The following is a 17,300-nucleotide window of genomic DNA, read 5'->3' as shown; positions in this document are numbered from 1 at the left end:
TGTGAGTTTGCCGGGTGGCGGCTTCGCCTGACCCGGCCTACTTTCACTGCCGCGCCAATACGTTAAGTACTTCTGCCACCGCGACCGCTCCCGGATCCATCACCCCATCCAGGTTCTCTTTATTGACATACGACGAGCGTCCCGCGCCGGCTTTCGCCATTTTTGCCGTTGCTTCGGCGCCCTGCTGCGCAGCCTGCGCCGCCGTCCGCAGATCGCCATCCCTTAACGCCTCCAGCGCCGGTTGCAGGGCGTCGATCAGCGTGCGATCCCCAAGATCTGCACCGCCATACTGCTTCATCTGCGCCAGTCCGCTCAACAATGCTTCTGGTAGCGGCTGTCCATCGTGAAGCTTTTGTCCTGCCGCCGTGAAGAAGATCGACATCAGCACCCCGCTCGACCCGCCCATTACCGTAGCCAGCCGCTCCCCCACCAGCAGGAGTAATGTCGGCACGTCGTTAAGGGGCAGGTTGTTCTCCTCAAGTCGCTGCGCAATATCCCGCGCCCCTTGCGCAAAGGTGGAGCCCGTATCGCCATCGCCTACTTTAGCATCCAGCGCGTTGAGGCGGTTTTCCAGCTGGATCAATGTCTTCGTTACCGAAGCGACGGCCTCGCTCACCTGCGGATTGTCCGATGGGGTATATTCCACGCGGTCACGAAGGGCGCTATGGGGGACGGTACGCAGGGGCGCGAACGCGACGGGCTTCTGCCAGCCCAGCGTCTCGACCTCGGCGTGAATCGCCTTCTCGAAGAAATCGTTGAGCTTCAGCAGCGTCAGAGAAAAGCCTTTCATATCCAGCGCACTCACCAGCGGCGCCGGGCCAATCAGATACGCTATGTTCTCTTTCAGCGCCGAATGCGCCAGCTCTTTGGTGAGCAGAGCCATCTCCAGCGCTGACACGCCGCCGAGGTTGTTGATCAGCACCGCAAAGCGCCCGTCACCCGCCTTCGCGCGTAACGGCGTCACCAGCGTGTCGATAATGGCTTTGCTGTTTTGCGTATCCACGACGGAAGCTCCCGGCTCGCCGTGAATGCCCAAACCCAGCTCGACATGGCCTTGTTTTATGCGCCCCTCTTCATCATCGCTGCCCGGCAGGTTGCACGTTTGCATCGCCACGCCCAGGCTCCAGAGGTTATCGCAGGCCTGTTGCGCTATATCCCGCACGTCGTTTAGCGATTTCCCCTGCTCTGCCGCATATCCCGCAATCTTATGCACCAGCGCCGTTCCCGCGATACCACGCGGCTGCTTGTTATCCGGCAGGGCAATATCATCCGCGACGATAACCATCTCCACCTTCAGGCCGTAGCGTTTGGCTTTTTCCGCCGCCAGGCCAAAGTTAAGCCGGTCGCCGGTGTAGTTTTTCACAATCAGCAGGCAGCCACGATCGCCCGTCACCGCCACAATGGCATTGAGGACCGCATCCACGCTTGGGGAGGCGAACAAATCGCCACACACCGCTGCGGTAAGCATGCCTTTACCGACGAACCCGGCATGTGCCGGTTCATGGCCGGAGCCGCCACCGGAGATCACCGCCACGCGGCTTTTATCCCAGTCGCCGCGTGCCACCACGCGGATGGCCGGATCGATATCCAGTTTGACGAGATTACCGTGCGGCGCGGAGAGAAGTATGCCTTCAATGGCATCGTTGACAAGCTGTTTGCGGTCGTTAAAAAAGAATCTGGACATAGTTTCCCAAAATTTTGTTTACCGTATGCAAAAGCATAGTCCGCACTGGATAATGCGCCGCAAAGTGAGGAATTTACGCAGACATTTTGCCGTCAGGTTGCCTATACTCCACCCAGGACTACGAGAGGACGTGCATCATGAGTACACCATTGTTAATCGCCAGGACGCTGGAAAAAGAGCTGTTTTTACTGCCCGCGATGGCGAACCGTCATGGCCTGATCACCGGCGCGACCGGGACGGGAAAAACCGTCACCCTGCAAAAGCTGGCTGAGTCGTTGTCCGAGGCTGGCGTGCCGGTTTTTATGGCTGACGTGAAGGGCGATTTAACCGGGGTGGCTCAGGAAGGCACGGCGTCAGAAAAACTGCTCGAGCGCCTGAAAAATATCGGCATCACGGACTGGACGCCGCACGGTAATCCAGTGGTGGTCTGGGATATCTTCGGCGAAAAAGGGCATCCGGTGCGCGCCACCGTCTCCGACCTCGGCCCTTTGCTGCTGGCCCGTCTGCTTAATCTTAACGACGTGCAGTCCGGGGTGCTGAACATTATTTTCCGTATCGCCGACGATCAGGGCTTACTGCTGCTCGACTTCAAAGATCTGCGCGCCATCACCCAGTACATTGGCGATAACGCCAAATCCTTCCAGAACCAGTACGGCAATATCAGCAGCGCCTCGGTGGGCGCCATTCAGCGCGGGCTCCTGACGCTGGAGCAACAGGGCGCCGAGCATTTCTTCGGCGAGCCAATGCTGGATATCAAAGACTGGATGCGCACCGACAGCAGCGGCAAAGGCATCATCAACATTCTGAGCGCAGAGAAGCTCTACCAGATGCCGAAGCTCTACGCCGCCAGCCTGCTGTGGATGCTCTCTGAACTCTACGAACAACTGCCGGAAGCAGGCGATCTGGAAAAACCCAAACTGGTGTTCTTCTTTGACGAAGCGCACCTGTTGTTTAACGACGCGCCGCAGGTGCTGCTGGATAAAATTGAACAGGTTATCCGCCTGATCCGCTCCAAAGGCGTCGGGGTCTGGTTTGTGTCGCAAAACCCGTCGGATATTCCGGACAACGTACTGGGGCAACTGGGTAACCGCGTGCAGCACGCCCTGCGCGCCTTTACGCCAAAAGATCAGAAAGCGGTGAAAGCCGCGGCGCAAACCATGCGTGCCAATCCGGCCTTTGATACCGAAACCGCCATTCAGGCGCTGGGCACCGGTGAAGCGCTGATTTCGTTCCTCGATGCAAAAGGCAGCCCGACAGTTGTCGAGCGCGCGATGGTGATTGCGCCCTGCTCGCGCATGGGGCCAGTAACGGACGATGAACGCAACGGCCTGATCAACCACTCCCCGGTGTACGGGAAGTATGAAGACGAGGTGGATCGCGAATCCGCGTTCGAGATGCTGCAAAAAGGGGTGCAAGCGACTGCCGAATCGCAGAATGCGCCTGCCGCCAAAGGGCAATCTGTAGCCGTGGACAACGGCATTCTCGGCGGGCTGAAAGATATTCTGTTCGGCAGCACCGGGCCGCGCGGCGGCAAACGCGATGGCGTGGTGCAGACCATGGCAAAAAGCGCGACGCGTCAGATTACCAACCAGATAGTGCGCGGCATGCTGGGAAGTCTGTTAGGCGGCCGTCGCCGGTAGCGGTGGAACCCACGGGCGGCCAAGCGCCGACCCCTGTACGCCGTTCTCCTGTAGATAGCGGTCGATTTCCAGTATCCCCGTCCAGCGGTTCTCACACCAGAGCGGTGCCAGAAGCGTTGGGCGGCGGGCGCTTGCCGAGATGCGGTGGTAAACAATCTCCGGCGGCGTGTGGCGAATCATCTCCCCCGCCGTCACCGTATAGTCGTCGAGTTCGATACCACTTAACCGCCCCGCTTCCCAGGCTTTCGCCATAATGCTTCCCGTAACGATATGCAGCGGGTGCAGCTTAATGCCGTCCACGCCGGTCTCGACGACTTTTTCCAGCGTTTCAAGGCCATGCTGCTGCCCTTCTCCCGGCAAGCCGACAATCAGATGCGAGCAGACTTTTAATCCACGCTCGCGGGCGAGACGCGTGGTGCGCTGGTAGCAGGCAAAATCATGCCCGCGATTGATACGGTGCAGGGTTTTGTCGTGCGCGGTCTGCAAGCCCAGCTCCAGCCAGATCTCGTAGCCCTTCTCTTTGTACTCGCTAAGTAAATCCAGCACGGCGTCCGGCACGCAGTCCGGACGCGTCCCCACGCACAGCCCGACAATGTTCGCTTGAGCAACCGCCTGTTGATACATAGCGCGCAGCACCTGCACCTCCGCCCACGTGCTGGTGTAGGCCTGGAAATAGGCCAGATATTGCTTCGCGCGGTTCACCAGACTCGCCTGATGGGCGAGCTGTTCAGCGATAGATTTATGCTGTTGAGCTTCATCAGCAAACGAGGCCACGTTACAGAAGGTGCAGCCACCACGCCCGATGGTGCCATCGCGGTTCGGACAGCTAAATCCGCCGTGCAGCGTCAGTTTGTGAACCTTTTGGCCGTAGCGCTGCAAAAGATCCCCACCAAACATATTGACTAATTTCTGTAACTGCATAATCTGATAGACCGTCCCGAAGAAAGGGGACAAGCCTGCCATTTTTAGCCTCTGTCGGCGATGACCTGGATCAATCGCCCTGGACGGCCTTTATCTATTTGAATAAATAATCACGATTACCGAGATTTCATTCACCCTGCACGTAATTACTTTTCCTTATGTTCTGATGGTTTTTTTCATTTATAGCGCCAGGTCTGAAAAACAGTGATTTTATGCGGGTTTGAATGCCACCCCAGATTATTATTCTGCTATAAATCTGCATTTCAGCACGCTGCATTGATAATACCGCTTTCATATAGTGAGTCAGATCACACTCCCCTGCACCTTCCCGGCGCTTTAAGTGGTTGTAAAAATAGTGAAATCATCAATAAAAACAACAATATGACCACTCTTTAGCACATTTTTGTATAAATAAGATTGCCATTTGACCTGTGTACCAATTCCCGATAAGTTGGAAATCCGCTGGAAGCTTTCTGGATGAGCGGCCTGCTCATCATATTTATGCAGTAATTGAGATTCCCTCTGAAGCAAGTCCTCAAACTTGTTTACCTGCGCGAAAGGATGAAAAAGAGGGCGAATGGGAGGTCCGCGTATGAAACGCTAACCCCGTCGCCATGCTCTTTCTGCGCCTGTGCGCCACGGTAAAGTTCAGTGGGAAGCCCGACGAGCCTGGGGAGGTTCACTGATATGTTGTACGATAAATCCCTTGAGAAGGATAACTGTGGTTTCGGCCTGATCGCCCACATAGAAGGCGAACCTAGCCACAAGGTAGTGCGTACTGCTATTCACGCACTGGCCCGTATGCAGCACCGTGGCGCCATCCTTGCCGATGGTAAAACCGGCGACGGTTGCGGTCTGCTGCTGCAAAAACCGGATCGTTTCTTCCGCATCGTGGCGGAAGAGCGCGGCTGGCGTTTAGCCAAAAACTACGCTGTCGGTATGCTGTTCCTGAATCAGGATCCTGAAAAAGCTGCCGCGTCACGCCGCATCGTTGAAGAAGAACTTCAGCGTGAAACCCTGTCGATTGTCGGCTGGCGCGATGTGCCAACCAACGAAGGGGTGCTCGGTGAAATCGCCCTCTCCTCGCTGCCTCGTATTGAACAGATTTTCGTCAACGCGCCTGCGGGCTGGCGTCCGCGTGATATGGAACGCCGTCTGTTTATTGCCCGCCGCCGCATTGAAAAACGTCTTCAGGACGATAAAGAGTTCTACGTCTGTAGCCTCTCTAACCTGGTGAACATCTATAAAGGTCTGTGCATGCCGGCTGACCTGCCGCGCTTCTACCTGGACCTGGCGGATCTGCGTCTGGAATCGGCCATTTGCCTGTTCCACCAGCGCTTCTCCACCAACACCGTTCCACGCTGGCCGCTGGCTCAGCCGTTCCGCTACCTGGCGCACAACGGTGAGATCAACACCATCACCGGTAACCGCCAGTGGGCCCGCGCCCGTACCTATAAGTTCCAGACCCCGCTGATCCCGGACCTGCACGATGCCGCGCCGTTCGTGAACGAAACCGGCTCGGACTCCAGCTCAATGGATAACATGCTGGAACTGCTGCTGGCGGGCGGTATGGATATCGTACGCGCCATGCGTCTGCTTGTACCGCCGGCCTGGCAGAACAACCCGGATATGGACCCTGAGCTGCGCGCGTTCTTTGACTTTAACTCCATGCACATGGAGCCGTGGGATGGCCCGGCAGGCATCGTTATGTCCGACGGACGTTTTGCCGCCTGTAACCTGGACCGTAACGGTCTGCGTCCGGCGCGCTATGTCATTACCAAAGACAAGCTCATCACCTGTGCCTCTGAAGTGGGTATCTGGGATTACCAGCCAGACGAAGTGGTCGAGAAAGGCCGCGTCGGACCGGGCGAGCTGATGGTGATTGACACCCGCGGTGGGCGTATTCTGCACTCTGCTGAAACCGACAACGATCTGAAGAGCCGCCATCCGTACAAAGAGTGGATGGAGAAAAACGTGCGTCGTCTGGTGCCGTTTGAAGATCTGTCAGACGAAGAAGTGGGTAGCCGCGAGCTGGACGATGACACCCTCGCGAGCTTCCAGAAGCAGTTTAACTACAGCGCGGAAGAGCTGGACTCGGTTATTCGCGTGCTCGGCGAAAACGGCCAGGAAGCGGTCGGCTCAATGGGTGACGATACCCCGTTTGCTGTGCTCTCCAGCCAGCCACGCATTATTTACGACTATTTCCGTCAGCAGTTTGCGCAAGTCACCAACCCGCCAATCGATCCGCTGCGCGAAGCCCACGTCATGTCGCTGGCCACCAGCATCGGCCGTGAGATGAACGTATTCTGTGAAGCCGAAGGCCAGGCGCACCGTCTGACCTTTAAATCACCGATCCTGCTGTACTCCGATTTCAAACAGCTCACCACCATGACCGAGGAGCACTATCGCGCCGACACGCTCGATATCACCTTCGACGTGACCGAAACGAGCCTCGAAGAGACGGTGAACGCGCTGTGCGACAAAGCCGAGCAGATGGTGCGTAACGGCACCGTTCTGCTGGTGCTGTCTGACCGCAACATCGCGAAAAACCGTCTGCCGGTGCCTGCACCCATGGCGGTGGGGGCTATCCAGACGCGTCTGGTGGACAAGAGCCTGCGCTGCGATGCCAACATCATCGTTGAAACTGCGAGCGCGCGCGACCCGCACCACTTTGCGGTGCTGTTAGGCTTTGGCGCCACGGCGATCTACCCGTATCTGGCCTACGAAACACTGGCCCGCCTGGTGGATACCCGCGCGATCGACAAAGACTACCGTGCAGTGATGCTGAACTACCGTAACGGCATCAACAAAGGTCTGTACAAGATCATGTCCAAAATGGGCATCTCGACCATCGCCTCTTACCGCTGCTCGAAGCTGTTTGAGGCGGTCGGTCTGCATGACGACGTTGCCAACCTCTGCTTCCAGGGCGTGATCAGCCGTATTGGTGGCGCAGGCTTTGCTGACTTCCAGCAGGATCTGGTGAACCTGTCGAAACGCGCCTGGCTGGCACGTAAGCCGCTGGAACAGGGCGGTCTGCTGAAATACGTTCACGGGGGTGAGTATCACGCTTATAACCCGGACGTGGTGCGCACACTGCAACAGGCGGTGCAAAGCGGCGAGTACAGCGATTATCAGCAGTATGCTGATCTGGTGAACAACCGTCCGGCGGCGACGCTGCGCGATCTCATTGCCCTCAATCCGGGTGAGGAAGCGGTCAGCATTGACGAGGTTGAACCCGCATCTGAACTGTTCAAACGTTTCGATACCGCGGCGATGTCCATCGGCGCGCTGAGCCCGGAAGCCCACGAAGCGCTGGCGGAAGCCATGAACAGCATCGGCGGCAACTCCAACTCCGGCGAAGGCGGTGAAGATCCTGCCCGTTACGGCACCAATAAAGTGTCCCGTATCAAGCAGGTAGCGTCCGGCCGTTTCGGCGTAACGCCTGCGTACCTGGTTAACGCCGACGTGATCCAGATTAAGGTCGCGCAGGGGGCAAAACCGGGTGAAGGCGGTCAGCTGCCGGGTGATAAAGTCACCCCGTACATCGCTAAGCTTCGCTACTCGGTGCCGGGCGTGACGCTGATCTCCCCGCCGCCGCACCACGATATTTACTCTATCGAGGATCTGGCGCAGCTGATTTTCGACCTGAAACAGGTCAACCCGAAAGCGATGATCTCCGTGAAGCTGGTTTCCGAGCCGGGCGTTGGCACCATCGCCACCGGCGTGGCGAAAGCCTATGCGGATCTGATCACCATCGCCGGCTACGACGGCGGCACCGGCGCAAGCCCGCTCTCCTCCGTAAAATACGCGGGTTGTCCGTGGGAGCTTGGCCTGGTGGAAACCCAGCAGGCGCTGGTCGCCAACGGCCTGCGTCACAAGATCCGTTTGCAGGTAGACGGCGGGCTGAAAACCGGCCTCGACATCATCAAAGCGGCGATTCTGGGTGCGGAAAGCTTCGGCTTCGGTACCGGCCCGATGGTTGCGCTCGGCTGTAAATACCTGCGTATTTGCCACCTGAATAACTGCGCAACGGGCGTTGCTACCCAGGACGAAAAGCTGCGTAAGAATCACTATCACGGCCTCCCGTTCAAAGTGACTAACTACTTTGACTTCATCGCCCGTGAAACCCGCGAGCTGATGGCGCAGCTGGGCGTGAAGCGTCTGGTGGATCTGATTGGCCGTACCGACCTGCTGAAAGAGCTTGAGGGCTTCACGGCCAAGCAGCAGAAGCTGGAGCTGTCTAAGCTGCTGGAAACCGCTCAGCCGCATCCTGGCAAAGCGGTTTACTGCACCGAGAACAACCCGCCGTTCGACAACGGCGTGCTGAACGCGCAGCTGCTGCAACAGGCGAAGCCGTACGTGGACGAGAAGCAGAGCAAAACGTTCTGGTTTGATATCCGCAACACCGATCGTTCCGTGGGTGCATCCCTCTCCGGTTACATCGCGCAAACGCACGGTGACCAGGGCCTGGCATCGGATCCGATTACCGCGCACTTCAGCGGTACCGCGGGTCAGAGCTTCGGTGTGTGGAACGCGGGCGGCGTTGAGTTATACCTGACCGGTGATGCCAACGACTACGTCGGAAAAGGCATGACGGGCGGTCTGCTGGCGGTGCGTCCTCCGGTTGGTTCAGCCTTCCGCAGCCATGAAGCAAGCATCATCGGCAATACCTGTCTGTACGGTGCAACCGGCGGTCGTCTGTTTGCCGCGGGCCGTGCGGGCGAGCGTTTTGCGGTGCGTAACTCCGGTGCCATCACCGTGGTGGAAGGCATCGGCGATAACGGCTGTGAATACATGACGGGCGGAATTGTGTGCGTCCTGGGTAAAACCGGCGTGAACTTTGGCGCGGGCATGACGGGCGGTTTTGCCTACGTCCTGGATGAAGACGGTGAGTTCCGCAAACGCGTGAACCCGGAACTGGTGGAAGTGCTGGACGTTGATACGCTGGCCATCCACGAAGAACACCTGCGCGGCTTAATTACCGAACACGTGCAGCATACCGGTTCTTCGCGCGGCGAAGAGATCCTGGCCAACTGGCCGGCGTTCTCTGCGAAATTTGCGCTGGTTAAGCCGAAGTCCAGCGATGTTAAAGCCCTGTTGGGTCACCGTAGTCGTAGCGCAGCAGAGCTGCGCGTGCAGGCGCAGTAAGGAATTCAGATGAGCCAGAACGTTTACCAGTTTATCGACCTTCAGCGTGTTGATCCGCCAAAGAAACCGCTGAAGATCCGTAAAATTGAATTTGTTGAAATCTACGAGCCGTTTTCAGAAGGCCAGGCCAAAGCACAGGCAGACCGCTGCCTGTCCTGCGGTAACCCTTACTGCGAATGGAAGTGTCCGGTCCATAACTACATCCCGAACTGGCTGAAGCTGGCCAACGAAGGGCGTATTTTTGAAGCCGCCGAGCTGTCTCATCAGACCAACACCCTGCCGGAAGTGTGCGGCCGCGTGTGCCCTCAGGATCGTCTGTGTGAAGGCTCCTGTACGCTGAACGACGAGTTTGGCGCGGTGACCATCGGCAACATCGAACGCTATATCAACGATAAAGCGTTCGAAATGGGCTGGCGTCCGGATATGACCGGCGTGCGTCAAACCGACAAGCGCGTGGCGATTATCGGCGCGGGCCCGGCAGGCCTGGCCTGTGCGGACGTGCTGACCCGTAACGGCGTGAAGGCGGTGGTCTTTGATCGCCACCCGGAGATTGGCGGCCTGCTGACCTTCGGTATCCCGGCCTTCAAGCTGGAGAAAGAGGTGATGACCCGCCGCCGCGAAATCTTCACCGGCATGGGCATTGAGTTCAAACTGAACGTGGAAGTGGGCCGTGACGTGCAGCTCGACGACCTGCTGAAGGATTACGACGCCGTGTTCCTGGGCGTGGGTACTTATCAGTCCATGCGCGGTGGTCTGGAGAACGAAGATGCGCCGGGCGTGTACGACGCGCTGCCGTTCCTGATTGCCAACACCAGGCAGATCATGGGCTACGGTGAGACCGCCGATGAGCCGTTCGTCAGCATGGAAGGCAAACGCGTGGTGGTGCTGGGCGGCGGTGATACCGCGATGGACTGCGTGCGTACCTCCATTCGTCAGAACGCGGCGCACGTCATCTGTGCTTACCGTCGTGACGAAGAGAACATGCCGGGCTCTAAGCGCGAAGTGAAAAACGCGCGTGAAGAGGGCGTGGAGTTCCAGTTCAACATCCAGCCTCTGGGTATTGAGGTGAATGCCAACGGTAGAGTGAGCGGCGTGAAGATGGCGCGCACGGAGATGGGCGCGCCGGATGCGAAAGGCCGTCGTCGCGCGGAGATCGTGGCCGGTTCTGAACACGTGATCCCGGCTGACGCCGTGGTGATGGCGTTTGGTTTCCGTCCTCACAGCATGGAGTGGCTGGCGAAGCACAGCGTAGAGCTGGACTCTCAGGGCCGCATAATTGCGCCGGAAGGCAGCGACAACGCGTTCCAGACCAGCAACCCGAAAATCTTCGCCGGTGGCGACATCGTTCGCGGCTCTGACCTGGTGGTCACGGCGATTGCCGAAGGCCGTAAAGCGGCTGACGGGATCATGAACTTCCTGGAAGTGTAAGCCCCTCTGACTCCCCGGCAGAAGCATAAAGCGGAACGCTGGGGAGCCTGTTTTCAGTAGCCTGCCCTTAAGTTAATGATACCTTTTTAAGCAAAAAAGCAGCGTAAATCCTGACGTAAACGTTTGCTTTCATGAAAAAAATGTATATTATGCGGCGGATTTTTTGGCCAAAATTCAAGGAGGCGTTGTGTCGCAAGATAACAATTATAGCCAGGGCCCCGTCCCTCTGGCGGCGCGGAAAGGCGTGATTCCACTCACTTTTGTGATGTTAGGGTTAACCTTTTTTTCCGCCAGTATGTGGACCGGAGGTACGCTCGGTACCGGTCTTTCCTATAATGATTTCTTCCTCGCAGTTCTCTTCGGCAATCTCCTCCTCGGTATTTACACTGCTTTTCTTGGCTACATTGGCGCAAAAACCGGCCTCTCAACCCATCTTCTTGCGCGTTACTCGTTCGGTATAAAAGGTTCCTGGCTTCCCTCCATGCTTTTAGGCGGTACGCAGGTAGGATGGTTTGGCGTCGGCGTAGCGATGTTTGCCATCCCGGTGAGTAAAGCCACGGGCATCGACGTCAATATCCTGATCGCGGTATCCGGTCTGTTGATGACCATGACCATCTTCTTTGGTATCTCAGCGCTGACGATTCTGTCGATCATCGCCGTTCCCGCGATAGTTATCCTCGGCAGCTACTCCGTCTGGCTGGCGGTGGACGGCGTGGGCGGGCTGGATCATTTAAAAGCGATCGTGCCGCAGACCCCGCTCAGTTTTTCAGGCGCGCTGGCGCTGGTCGTCGGCTCCTTCATCAGCGCCGGAACGCTGACCGCCGACTTCGTCCGCTTTGGGCGTAACGCGAAAGGCGCCGTGGTGGTGGCAATGGTGGCGTTTTTCCTTGGCAACTCGCTGATGTTTATCTTCGGTGCGGCAGGCGCCGCGGCAGTTGGACAGGCGGATATCTCGGACGTGATGATCGCTCAGGGGCTACTGCTGCCCGCCATTATCGTTCTCGGCCTGAACATCTGGACAACCAACGACAACGCGCTCTATGCGTCGGGTCTGGGCTTTGCCAACGTGACCGGCCTTTCCAGCCGCACGCTGTCGGTGGTTAACGGTATTATCGGCACGCTCTGCGCGCTGTGGCTGTACAATAACTTTGTCGGCTGGCTCACCTTTCTGTCGGCGGCGATCCCTCCCGTCGGTGGGGTGATTATCGCCGACTATCTGATCAACCGCCGCCGCTACGCCAGCTTCCATAGCGCTACCTTTGTGCCGGTCAACTGGGTAGCCATTCTTTCGGTCGCGCTCGGCGTGGCTGCCGGGAATATTATTCCCGGTATAGTGCCGGTGAATGCGGTCCTCGGTGGCGTATTCAGCTACCTTCTGTTAACCCCCTTATTCAGACGTACCTTTGCTACCGCCCCGGAGGCTCCCCATGCAGAATAATACCCTCACCATTCGTCAGGCCCGTTTACAGGGGCAAGAGGGGTTATGGCAGATCGCAATTGAAAACGGGCGCTTTAACCGTATTGAACCGCAGGACGCGGCATCGTCACCTGCGGGCCAGGTGCTTGATGCTGAAGGCGGGCTGGTCATTCCCCCTTTCGTTGAGCCGCATATCCATCTGGATACCACTCAAACGGCTGGTGAACCGAGCTGGAACCAGTCTGGTACCTTATTCGAGGGGATTGAGCGCTGGGCTGAACGTAAGGCGCTGCTCACCCACGAAGATGTTAAGACCCGCGCAATGCAGACGCTGAAGTGGCAGATGGCCAACGGCATTCAGCATGTGCGTACTCACGTTGACGTCTCCGATCCCACGCTGACGGCGCTGAAAGCGATGCTGGAAGTGAAGCAGGAGGTCGCCCCGTGGGTCGATCTGCAAATCGTGGCGTTCCCCCAGGAGGGCATTCTTTCTTATCCCAACGGTGAAGCGTTGCTGGAAGAGGCGGTGCGTATGGGGGCGGACGTCATTGGCGCAATTCCGCACTTTGAATTTACCCGCGAGTATGGTGTGGAGTCGTTGCACAAAACCTTCGCACTGGCGCAGAAGTACGACAGGCTGATCGACGTACACTGCGACGAAATCGATGATGAACAGTCGCGCTTCGTGGAAACCGTCGCCGCGCTGGCGCACCGTGACGGGATGGGCGCGCGCGTTACCGCCAGCCATACCACAGCGATGCACTCCTATAATGGCGCCTACGCGTCCCGCCTGTTTCGTTTGCTGAAAATGTCGGGCATCAACTTCGTCGCCAATCCGCTGGTGAACATCCACCTTCAGGGCCGTTTCGACACCTATCCTAAGCGCCGCGGCGTAACGCGCGTGAAAGAGATGCTGGAGGCGGGGATCAACGTCTGCTTTGGGCATGATGACGTTTTCGATCCGTGGTATCCCCTGGGCACCGCCAATATGTTGCAGGTGCTGCATATGGGTTTACACGTCTGCCAGCTGATGGGGTACGGACAGATTAACGACGGGCTGAATCTGATCACCACCCACAGCGCGAAAACGCTCCACCTGCAGGACTACGGCGTGAAGGTGGGTAATTCTGCGAACCTGGTTGTTTTACCGGCCGAAAATGGCTTTGATGCGGTTCGTCGCCAGACGCCAGCGCGTTATTCGGTTCGTCACGGGCGGGTTATCGCCGAGACGGTACCCAGCCAGACAACGCTGCATCTGACGCAGCCGGAAGCGGTGACCTTTAAACGGTAATTATCGCTTCAGGAAATCTCATCCGGAGACGTATCAGCCTGTTTACGCTTTATCAGGTCTACAAATCGCAGCCTCTTTGCAGACCTGGTAAGCGCGGCGCCAGCGGTGAACTGGCGTGTCTATTTTCGATATTCTTTTACAGAAAAGAGATTATAAATAGACCAGCGTAATCACCGCCTCGCCGTCCAACTTGATCTCTTGCCCGCTGCCAAGCCCGTTGGCGACAGCGGCACTCACCTGTAGCGGAACAACCGCCGATGAGATCGGCTGCGGAATATCCGTGCCTTTTTGCACAAACGTATAGAAAAAGTCCTGCTGGGTCGGCAAGGGCAATAGCGTCGTGCGCGTCCATGGACCATTTTTGGTCGCGGCCCCGGCGATCTCCACCTGAACAGCGGCACTTTCGTCGGCTGCCGTCACGCCTGCCGCGTTAATTTGCACCCCATAACTGCCAATCGGCTTCTGCTCGCTGGTCAATCCTAAACCAAACAGGCGGGTCGTATCACGCACATAGGCACCGTTATTTATCTGGAATTTTACCCCTTCTTGCCCGGATTTATCTTTGCCAACGACCACGGAACTGGCGCGGGTATCACGCGCGGTAATCGCAACTCCCGTAGAAGATTCACACGTCACCGATAGTGTAAGATCGCGAGTACCAAGCTGTGTGAATGCGCTGGAGGAGAGCGACCCCGCATAGCGCGTGCCGAAATCTGCCACACCGCCATTGCTCAACGCCGGTGTACAGGCGGCAGCGTCAACGGTGACATCCACATCAATATTGACCGTATCAGTTGCCCATACCGCTGAAGCGGCAGACATTCCGCAGAGTAATAGCGCTATACGCTTTTTCATTGTACATCCATCCTTACGCGTAAATTTCCGCGCCACACTTCTCTGTCCGTAATATGGTTACTTTTGAAGCGCGGTTTGATGGTAAGCGTGACAGACGCCGTTTTTCCCCGCAGCTCCTGACCGTAGATAAACGCAATCCCTTCGTTAAGCGCTGGCGCGATCTCTCTCACGCCGCCATTGGTAACCCACGGGTCGCCGGCATGGATAGCCGCCAGATTGACTGTACGATCGTCCACCGTTGCCTGCGCGGCAGTAACGCGCATGACGCCGTTATCACCAAAACCAAATTCATGCCCTTTCGGTACGTTACTGCCCAGAAAGAGACGAATACGCGACGGTTCATCGCATATCACGTTCAGGACAATCTGTTTCTCCGGCATCTCAATCAACCTGTTCCCTTCCGCCTGGCGCTCTGCGGCACTCATACGGCCATAGCTGAGTTTTTGCTGGCTTGATACTAACTGGCAGTCAGCCATAGCATGCAGAGAAAACGCCATTGCGCACACGGCTAAAATAAGCGCCTTCATTTACACACCTCATTGACAGTTTCATAGAATGTATCGGTATTTGCCTCTTTCGGAAGCTTCAGACCAAATGCACAGGTGCCGTTATCCAGTTTTGCCACCACCTGTTGAGCAGGTTCAACATCGTTAAAAAAGACCACGCCGTCATCCACTGAGGTCGTAAGATAATTTCCGTGCGAATCCTCAAGGGCGATCCCTTTCGGCAGCTTTTTACCGTTTGCCAGGGTAACGTTCACCAGTGCACGTCGCTGGGTTAACGCAGTAAAATCAAGATGCCCTACCGCTCCTTTGCCAAGCGTGACGACACGGGTTCCATTCCCGATATCCATATTTTTCGGCAATGTTTCCGTATCCACTTCTACCCGCGCTGGGCGCCAGGCTCCCACTGACGGTACCACTGCCTGACCACGGAAGTCGGTCCATACCGGCCCCTGGGGCGTGTCAATCCTCACACCGGAGACGGGTTTATCCAGAGCAGCGATCGCGAACGTGTCGCGGATCGCCCATGGAGAGAACGTAACGCCTTGTCCATGAACCGCGATGCCCCCCTGTAGCGATCCTGAATAGCTGCGGCTATTCTCGTTATCCGAACTGGCGCTCAGGCCAAGCTGCGTATAGTGAAGGTTGCTGCTTATCCCACCGTTTACATTATCGCGATTCGTGGCCTGATCGTGTTCAGCTCCCAGCGACCAGGATGTGGTATCACTTACAACGCCAAGCGCAGAGGCGCCATACCGCGTTTTATGGTCATCATGACGGCTGTACAGGCTTACGCTATTGCTGGCACCAAAAGGAATACTGAGGTTGACGTAGAACAGATCGCCATCATCCTCATTCTCCTCATCTGCACTCAACTGATGTTGCCAGTTCATGGAAATAGTGGCGTACTTGAATGACTTGTTCCAACCCGCAGAGATGAAGCGGGAATCATCTGACTTATCATAACCCTGCGTTTGGTAGTAGCTGGTGCTAAGCGTGCCTAAGTAGGGCACACTCCAGGTCAGCCCGGCGGAATACTCATTTTTATTACCGCTGTCGAAATCATCATCCAGTGCTTCAAAAAGTTCGCGATAGTCTTGCGATTTATGCGTAACAGAGGCGTTAGCCCCCATGCCAAATGCGGGGTCAGAACTCCATGTTGCCGATAGCGTGTACCTCTGCCCTTTCAGTGAATCTTTCGAATCGTTGGACTGGTTCGCCTGGAGTGAAACAAGCCAGGCTGGTAGCGGCACTGTATCAAGGCTGGTGGCGACAGCCTGGTAATCTTCGCCTACGATTGAGCCTGCGTTGAAATTCACCCGTTCGCTTAGTTTCCAGCCTCCAGAAAGGCTGGCTACCCATGGCGTTTCACTATAGCTATCGCTCACTCGTCCCAGCGCGAAGTGATATCCTGAAGGCGCCCCTGCGCTCTGGTTATACAGCGCTGCGGGCACCACATAGCTGTGCTGGCTGCCATCGGTTTCCACTACCGTCACGTTCAGATCGCTAACGCCGTTACGTACCGGCACATCGGTGAGATTAAACGGCCCGACCGGCACCAGTGTGCTGTACACCAGAACATTTTGCTGACGCACTTCAATACGGGCCTGAGGCGTATTGGCGATACCGGACACGCTCACTCCGCTACCGCCCTGTTGTAAGGCGCTCTCCGGTGAAAGCTCGATACCATAGATTCCCGTTCCCTGAAGAAGGGAGTTATTGATATTGACCTCGCCCGCCCTCAGGGTACTTTTCAGGGGGACAAAAGTATGCTGCAAATAGGTCGACGAGTTATTACTCTCGAATTCTCCGTCGCTCCGACTCAGCAGTTGCTGAGTACGTAAGATCCAGTCGTCGAAATTGACCCCACCGTCCAGCATGGCCTGTGAATAGTCAGAGTGCCCGTCACCAAACTCATTGCGCGAGGAGAGAAGAGAATAATTCAACAGCGCAGCAGTGCCACCGGAAGTATAAGCTCCGATATCCGATTCGCTGTTTGCTACCCGATCCGCCGGTACAACCAGACTTAGAGATTCTTGCGCAGGCGAAGCCTCCACAATAGCGCTCGGGATATGACCGGTATAATCGTAGCAGCCGGACTCATAGTCAGAGGGAACTTTTAATCCTGCCTGCTCCATAAAAGGTTTGTCGAAACAGAGATCGCCGTTGTTGTCGAAACGAGCAATAACGTTGCCTTTATTATCACCATTCACCTTCAGAGCGACGGAAACGCTACCCGGTAAATACTTCGTCTTGCGGGAGAAATAATTTGATACGTCCGGGTTTATCCCCAGTGAACGAAGCGTTTCCTGATCAAAATTAATGGCAGCAGTCTCCATCTGCTGAGCCATCGCCTGGCCAGAACAGACCAGGCCAATGAGACAGGCGAGTAACGTTTTTTGCTGCATATCCT

Annotated in this window: 10 protein-coding genes; 5 read left to right on the top strand and 5 right to left on the bottom strand. The window is 56.7% G+C overall.

From position 1 onward, the window contains the following. Positions 1-43 precede the first annotated feature (43 nt). Positions 44-1,684 carry a dihydroxyacetone kinase subunit DhaK gene (locus ACOTZP_RS08520; protein ID WP_271075427.1) on the bottom strand — a complete coding sequence of 547 codons (1,641 nt, stop codon included), beginning with the start codon at positions 1,682-1,684 and terminating at the stop codon, positions 44-46. Between the two features lie 137 nt (positions 1,685-1,821). On the opposite strand from ACOTZP_RS08520, the gene ACOTZP_RS08515 reads away from it, so the two are divergent. After that, on the top strand, positions 1,822-3,324 hold the full coding sequence (locus ACOTZP_RS08515) for a helicase HerA-like C-terminal domain-containing protein (RefSeq protein WP_271075428.1): 1,503 nt from the start codon (positions 1,822-1,824) through the stop codon (positions 3,322-3,324). Here ACOTZP_RS08515 and ACOTZP_RS08510 read toward each other — a convergent pair. Then, on the bottom strand, positions 3,304-4,245 hold the full coding sequence (locus ACOTZP_RS08510; RefSeq protein ID WP_271075440.1) for a TIGR01212 family radical SAM protein: 942 nt from the start codon (positions 4,243-4,245) through the stop codon (positions 3,304-3,306). The genes ACOTZP_RS08515 and ACOTZP_RS08510 overlap by 21 nt on opposite strands. Before the next feature lie 687 nt (positions 4,246-4,932). Here ACOTZP_RS08510 and gltB point away from each other — a divergent pair. From gltB to ACOTZP_RS08490, 4 genes are all read left to right on the top strand, one after another. Further along, entirely contained in the window at positions 4,933-9,393 is a 4,461-nt protein-coding gene (gene gltB / locus ACOTZP_RS08505) for a glutamate synthase large subunit (protein ID WP_271075429.1), read from the top strand. Between the two features lie 9 nt (positions 9,394-9,402). Beyond that, a complete protein-coding gene (gltD, locus tag ACOTZP_RS08500) occupies positions 9,403-10,821 on the top strand; it encodes a glutamate synthase subunit GltD (protein ID WP_032626441.1) in 1,419 nt (472 codons plus the stop codon). Between the two features lie 187 nt (positions 10,822-11,008). Further along, entirely contained in the window at positions 11,009-12,259 is a 1,251-nt protein-coding gene (codB, locus tag ACOTZP_RS08495; protein ID WP_199008761.1) for a cytosine permease, read from the top strand. Then, on the top strand, positions 12,249-13,529 hold the full coding sequence (locus tag ACOTZP_RS08490) for a cytosine deaminase (RefSeq protein ID WP_199160231.1): 1,281 nt from the start codon (positions 12,249-12,251) through the stop codon (positions 13,527-13,529). The genes codB and ACOTZP_RS08490 overlap by 11 nt, the downstream gene beginning before the upstream one ends. A gap of 150 nt (positions 13,530-13,679) precedes the next feature. Here the strand turns inward: ACOTZP_RS08490 and ACOTZP_RS08485 are convergent, their stop codons facing one another. From ACOTZP_RS08485 to ACOTZP_RS08475, 3 genes are read right to left on the bottom strand one after another with little or no spacing between them, the layout of a single operon-like run. Beyond that, positions 13,680-14,384 carry a DUF1120 domain-containing protein gene (locus ACOTZP_RS08485; protein WP_022649546.1) on the bottom strand — a complete coding sequence of 235 codons (705 nt, stop codon included), beginning with the start codon at positions 14,382-14,384 and terminating at the stop codon, positions 13,680-13,682. Beyond that, positions 14,381-14,911 (bottom strand): hypothetical protein, encoded by a 531-nt coding sequence (locus tag ACOTZP_RS08480; protein WP_271075430.1) that lies wholly within the window; start codon positions 14,909-14,911, stop codon positions 14,381-14,383. Before ACOTZP_RS08480 ends, ACOTZP_RS08485 begins: the two co-directional genes overlap by 4 nt. Next, positions 14,908-17,295: a fimbrial biogenesis usher protein gene (locus ACOTZP_RS08475; protein WP_271075431.1), complete on the bottom strand. Its 2,388-nt coding sequence runs from the start codon at positions 17,293-17,295 to the stop codon at positions 14,908-14,910. Before ACOTZP_RS08475 ends, ACOTZP_RS08480 begins: the two co-directional genes overlap by 4 nt. Positions 17,296-17,300: the final 5 nt, after the last annotated feature.

The organism is Enterobacter cloacae complex sp. SYL001, assembly GCF_049237025.1.
Lineage (GTDB): Bacteria > Pseudomonadota > Gammaproteobacteria > Enterobacterales > Enterobacteriaceae > Enterobacter > Enterobacter intestinihominis.
The sequence above is the reverse complement of the archived record's forward strand: the minus strand, read 5'-3'. Positions and strand labels throughout refer to the sequence as shown.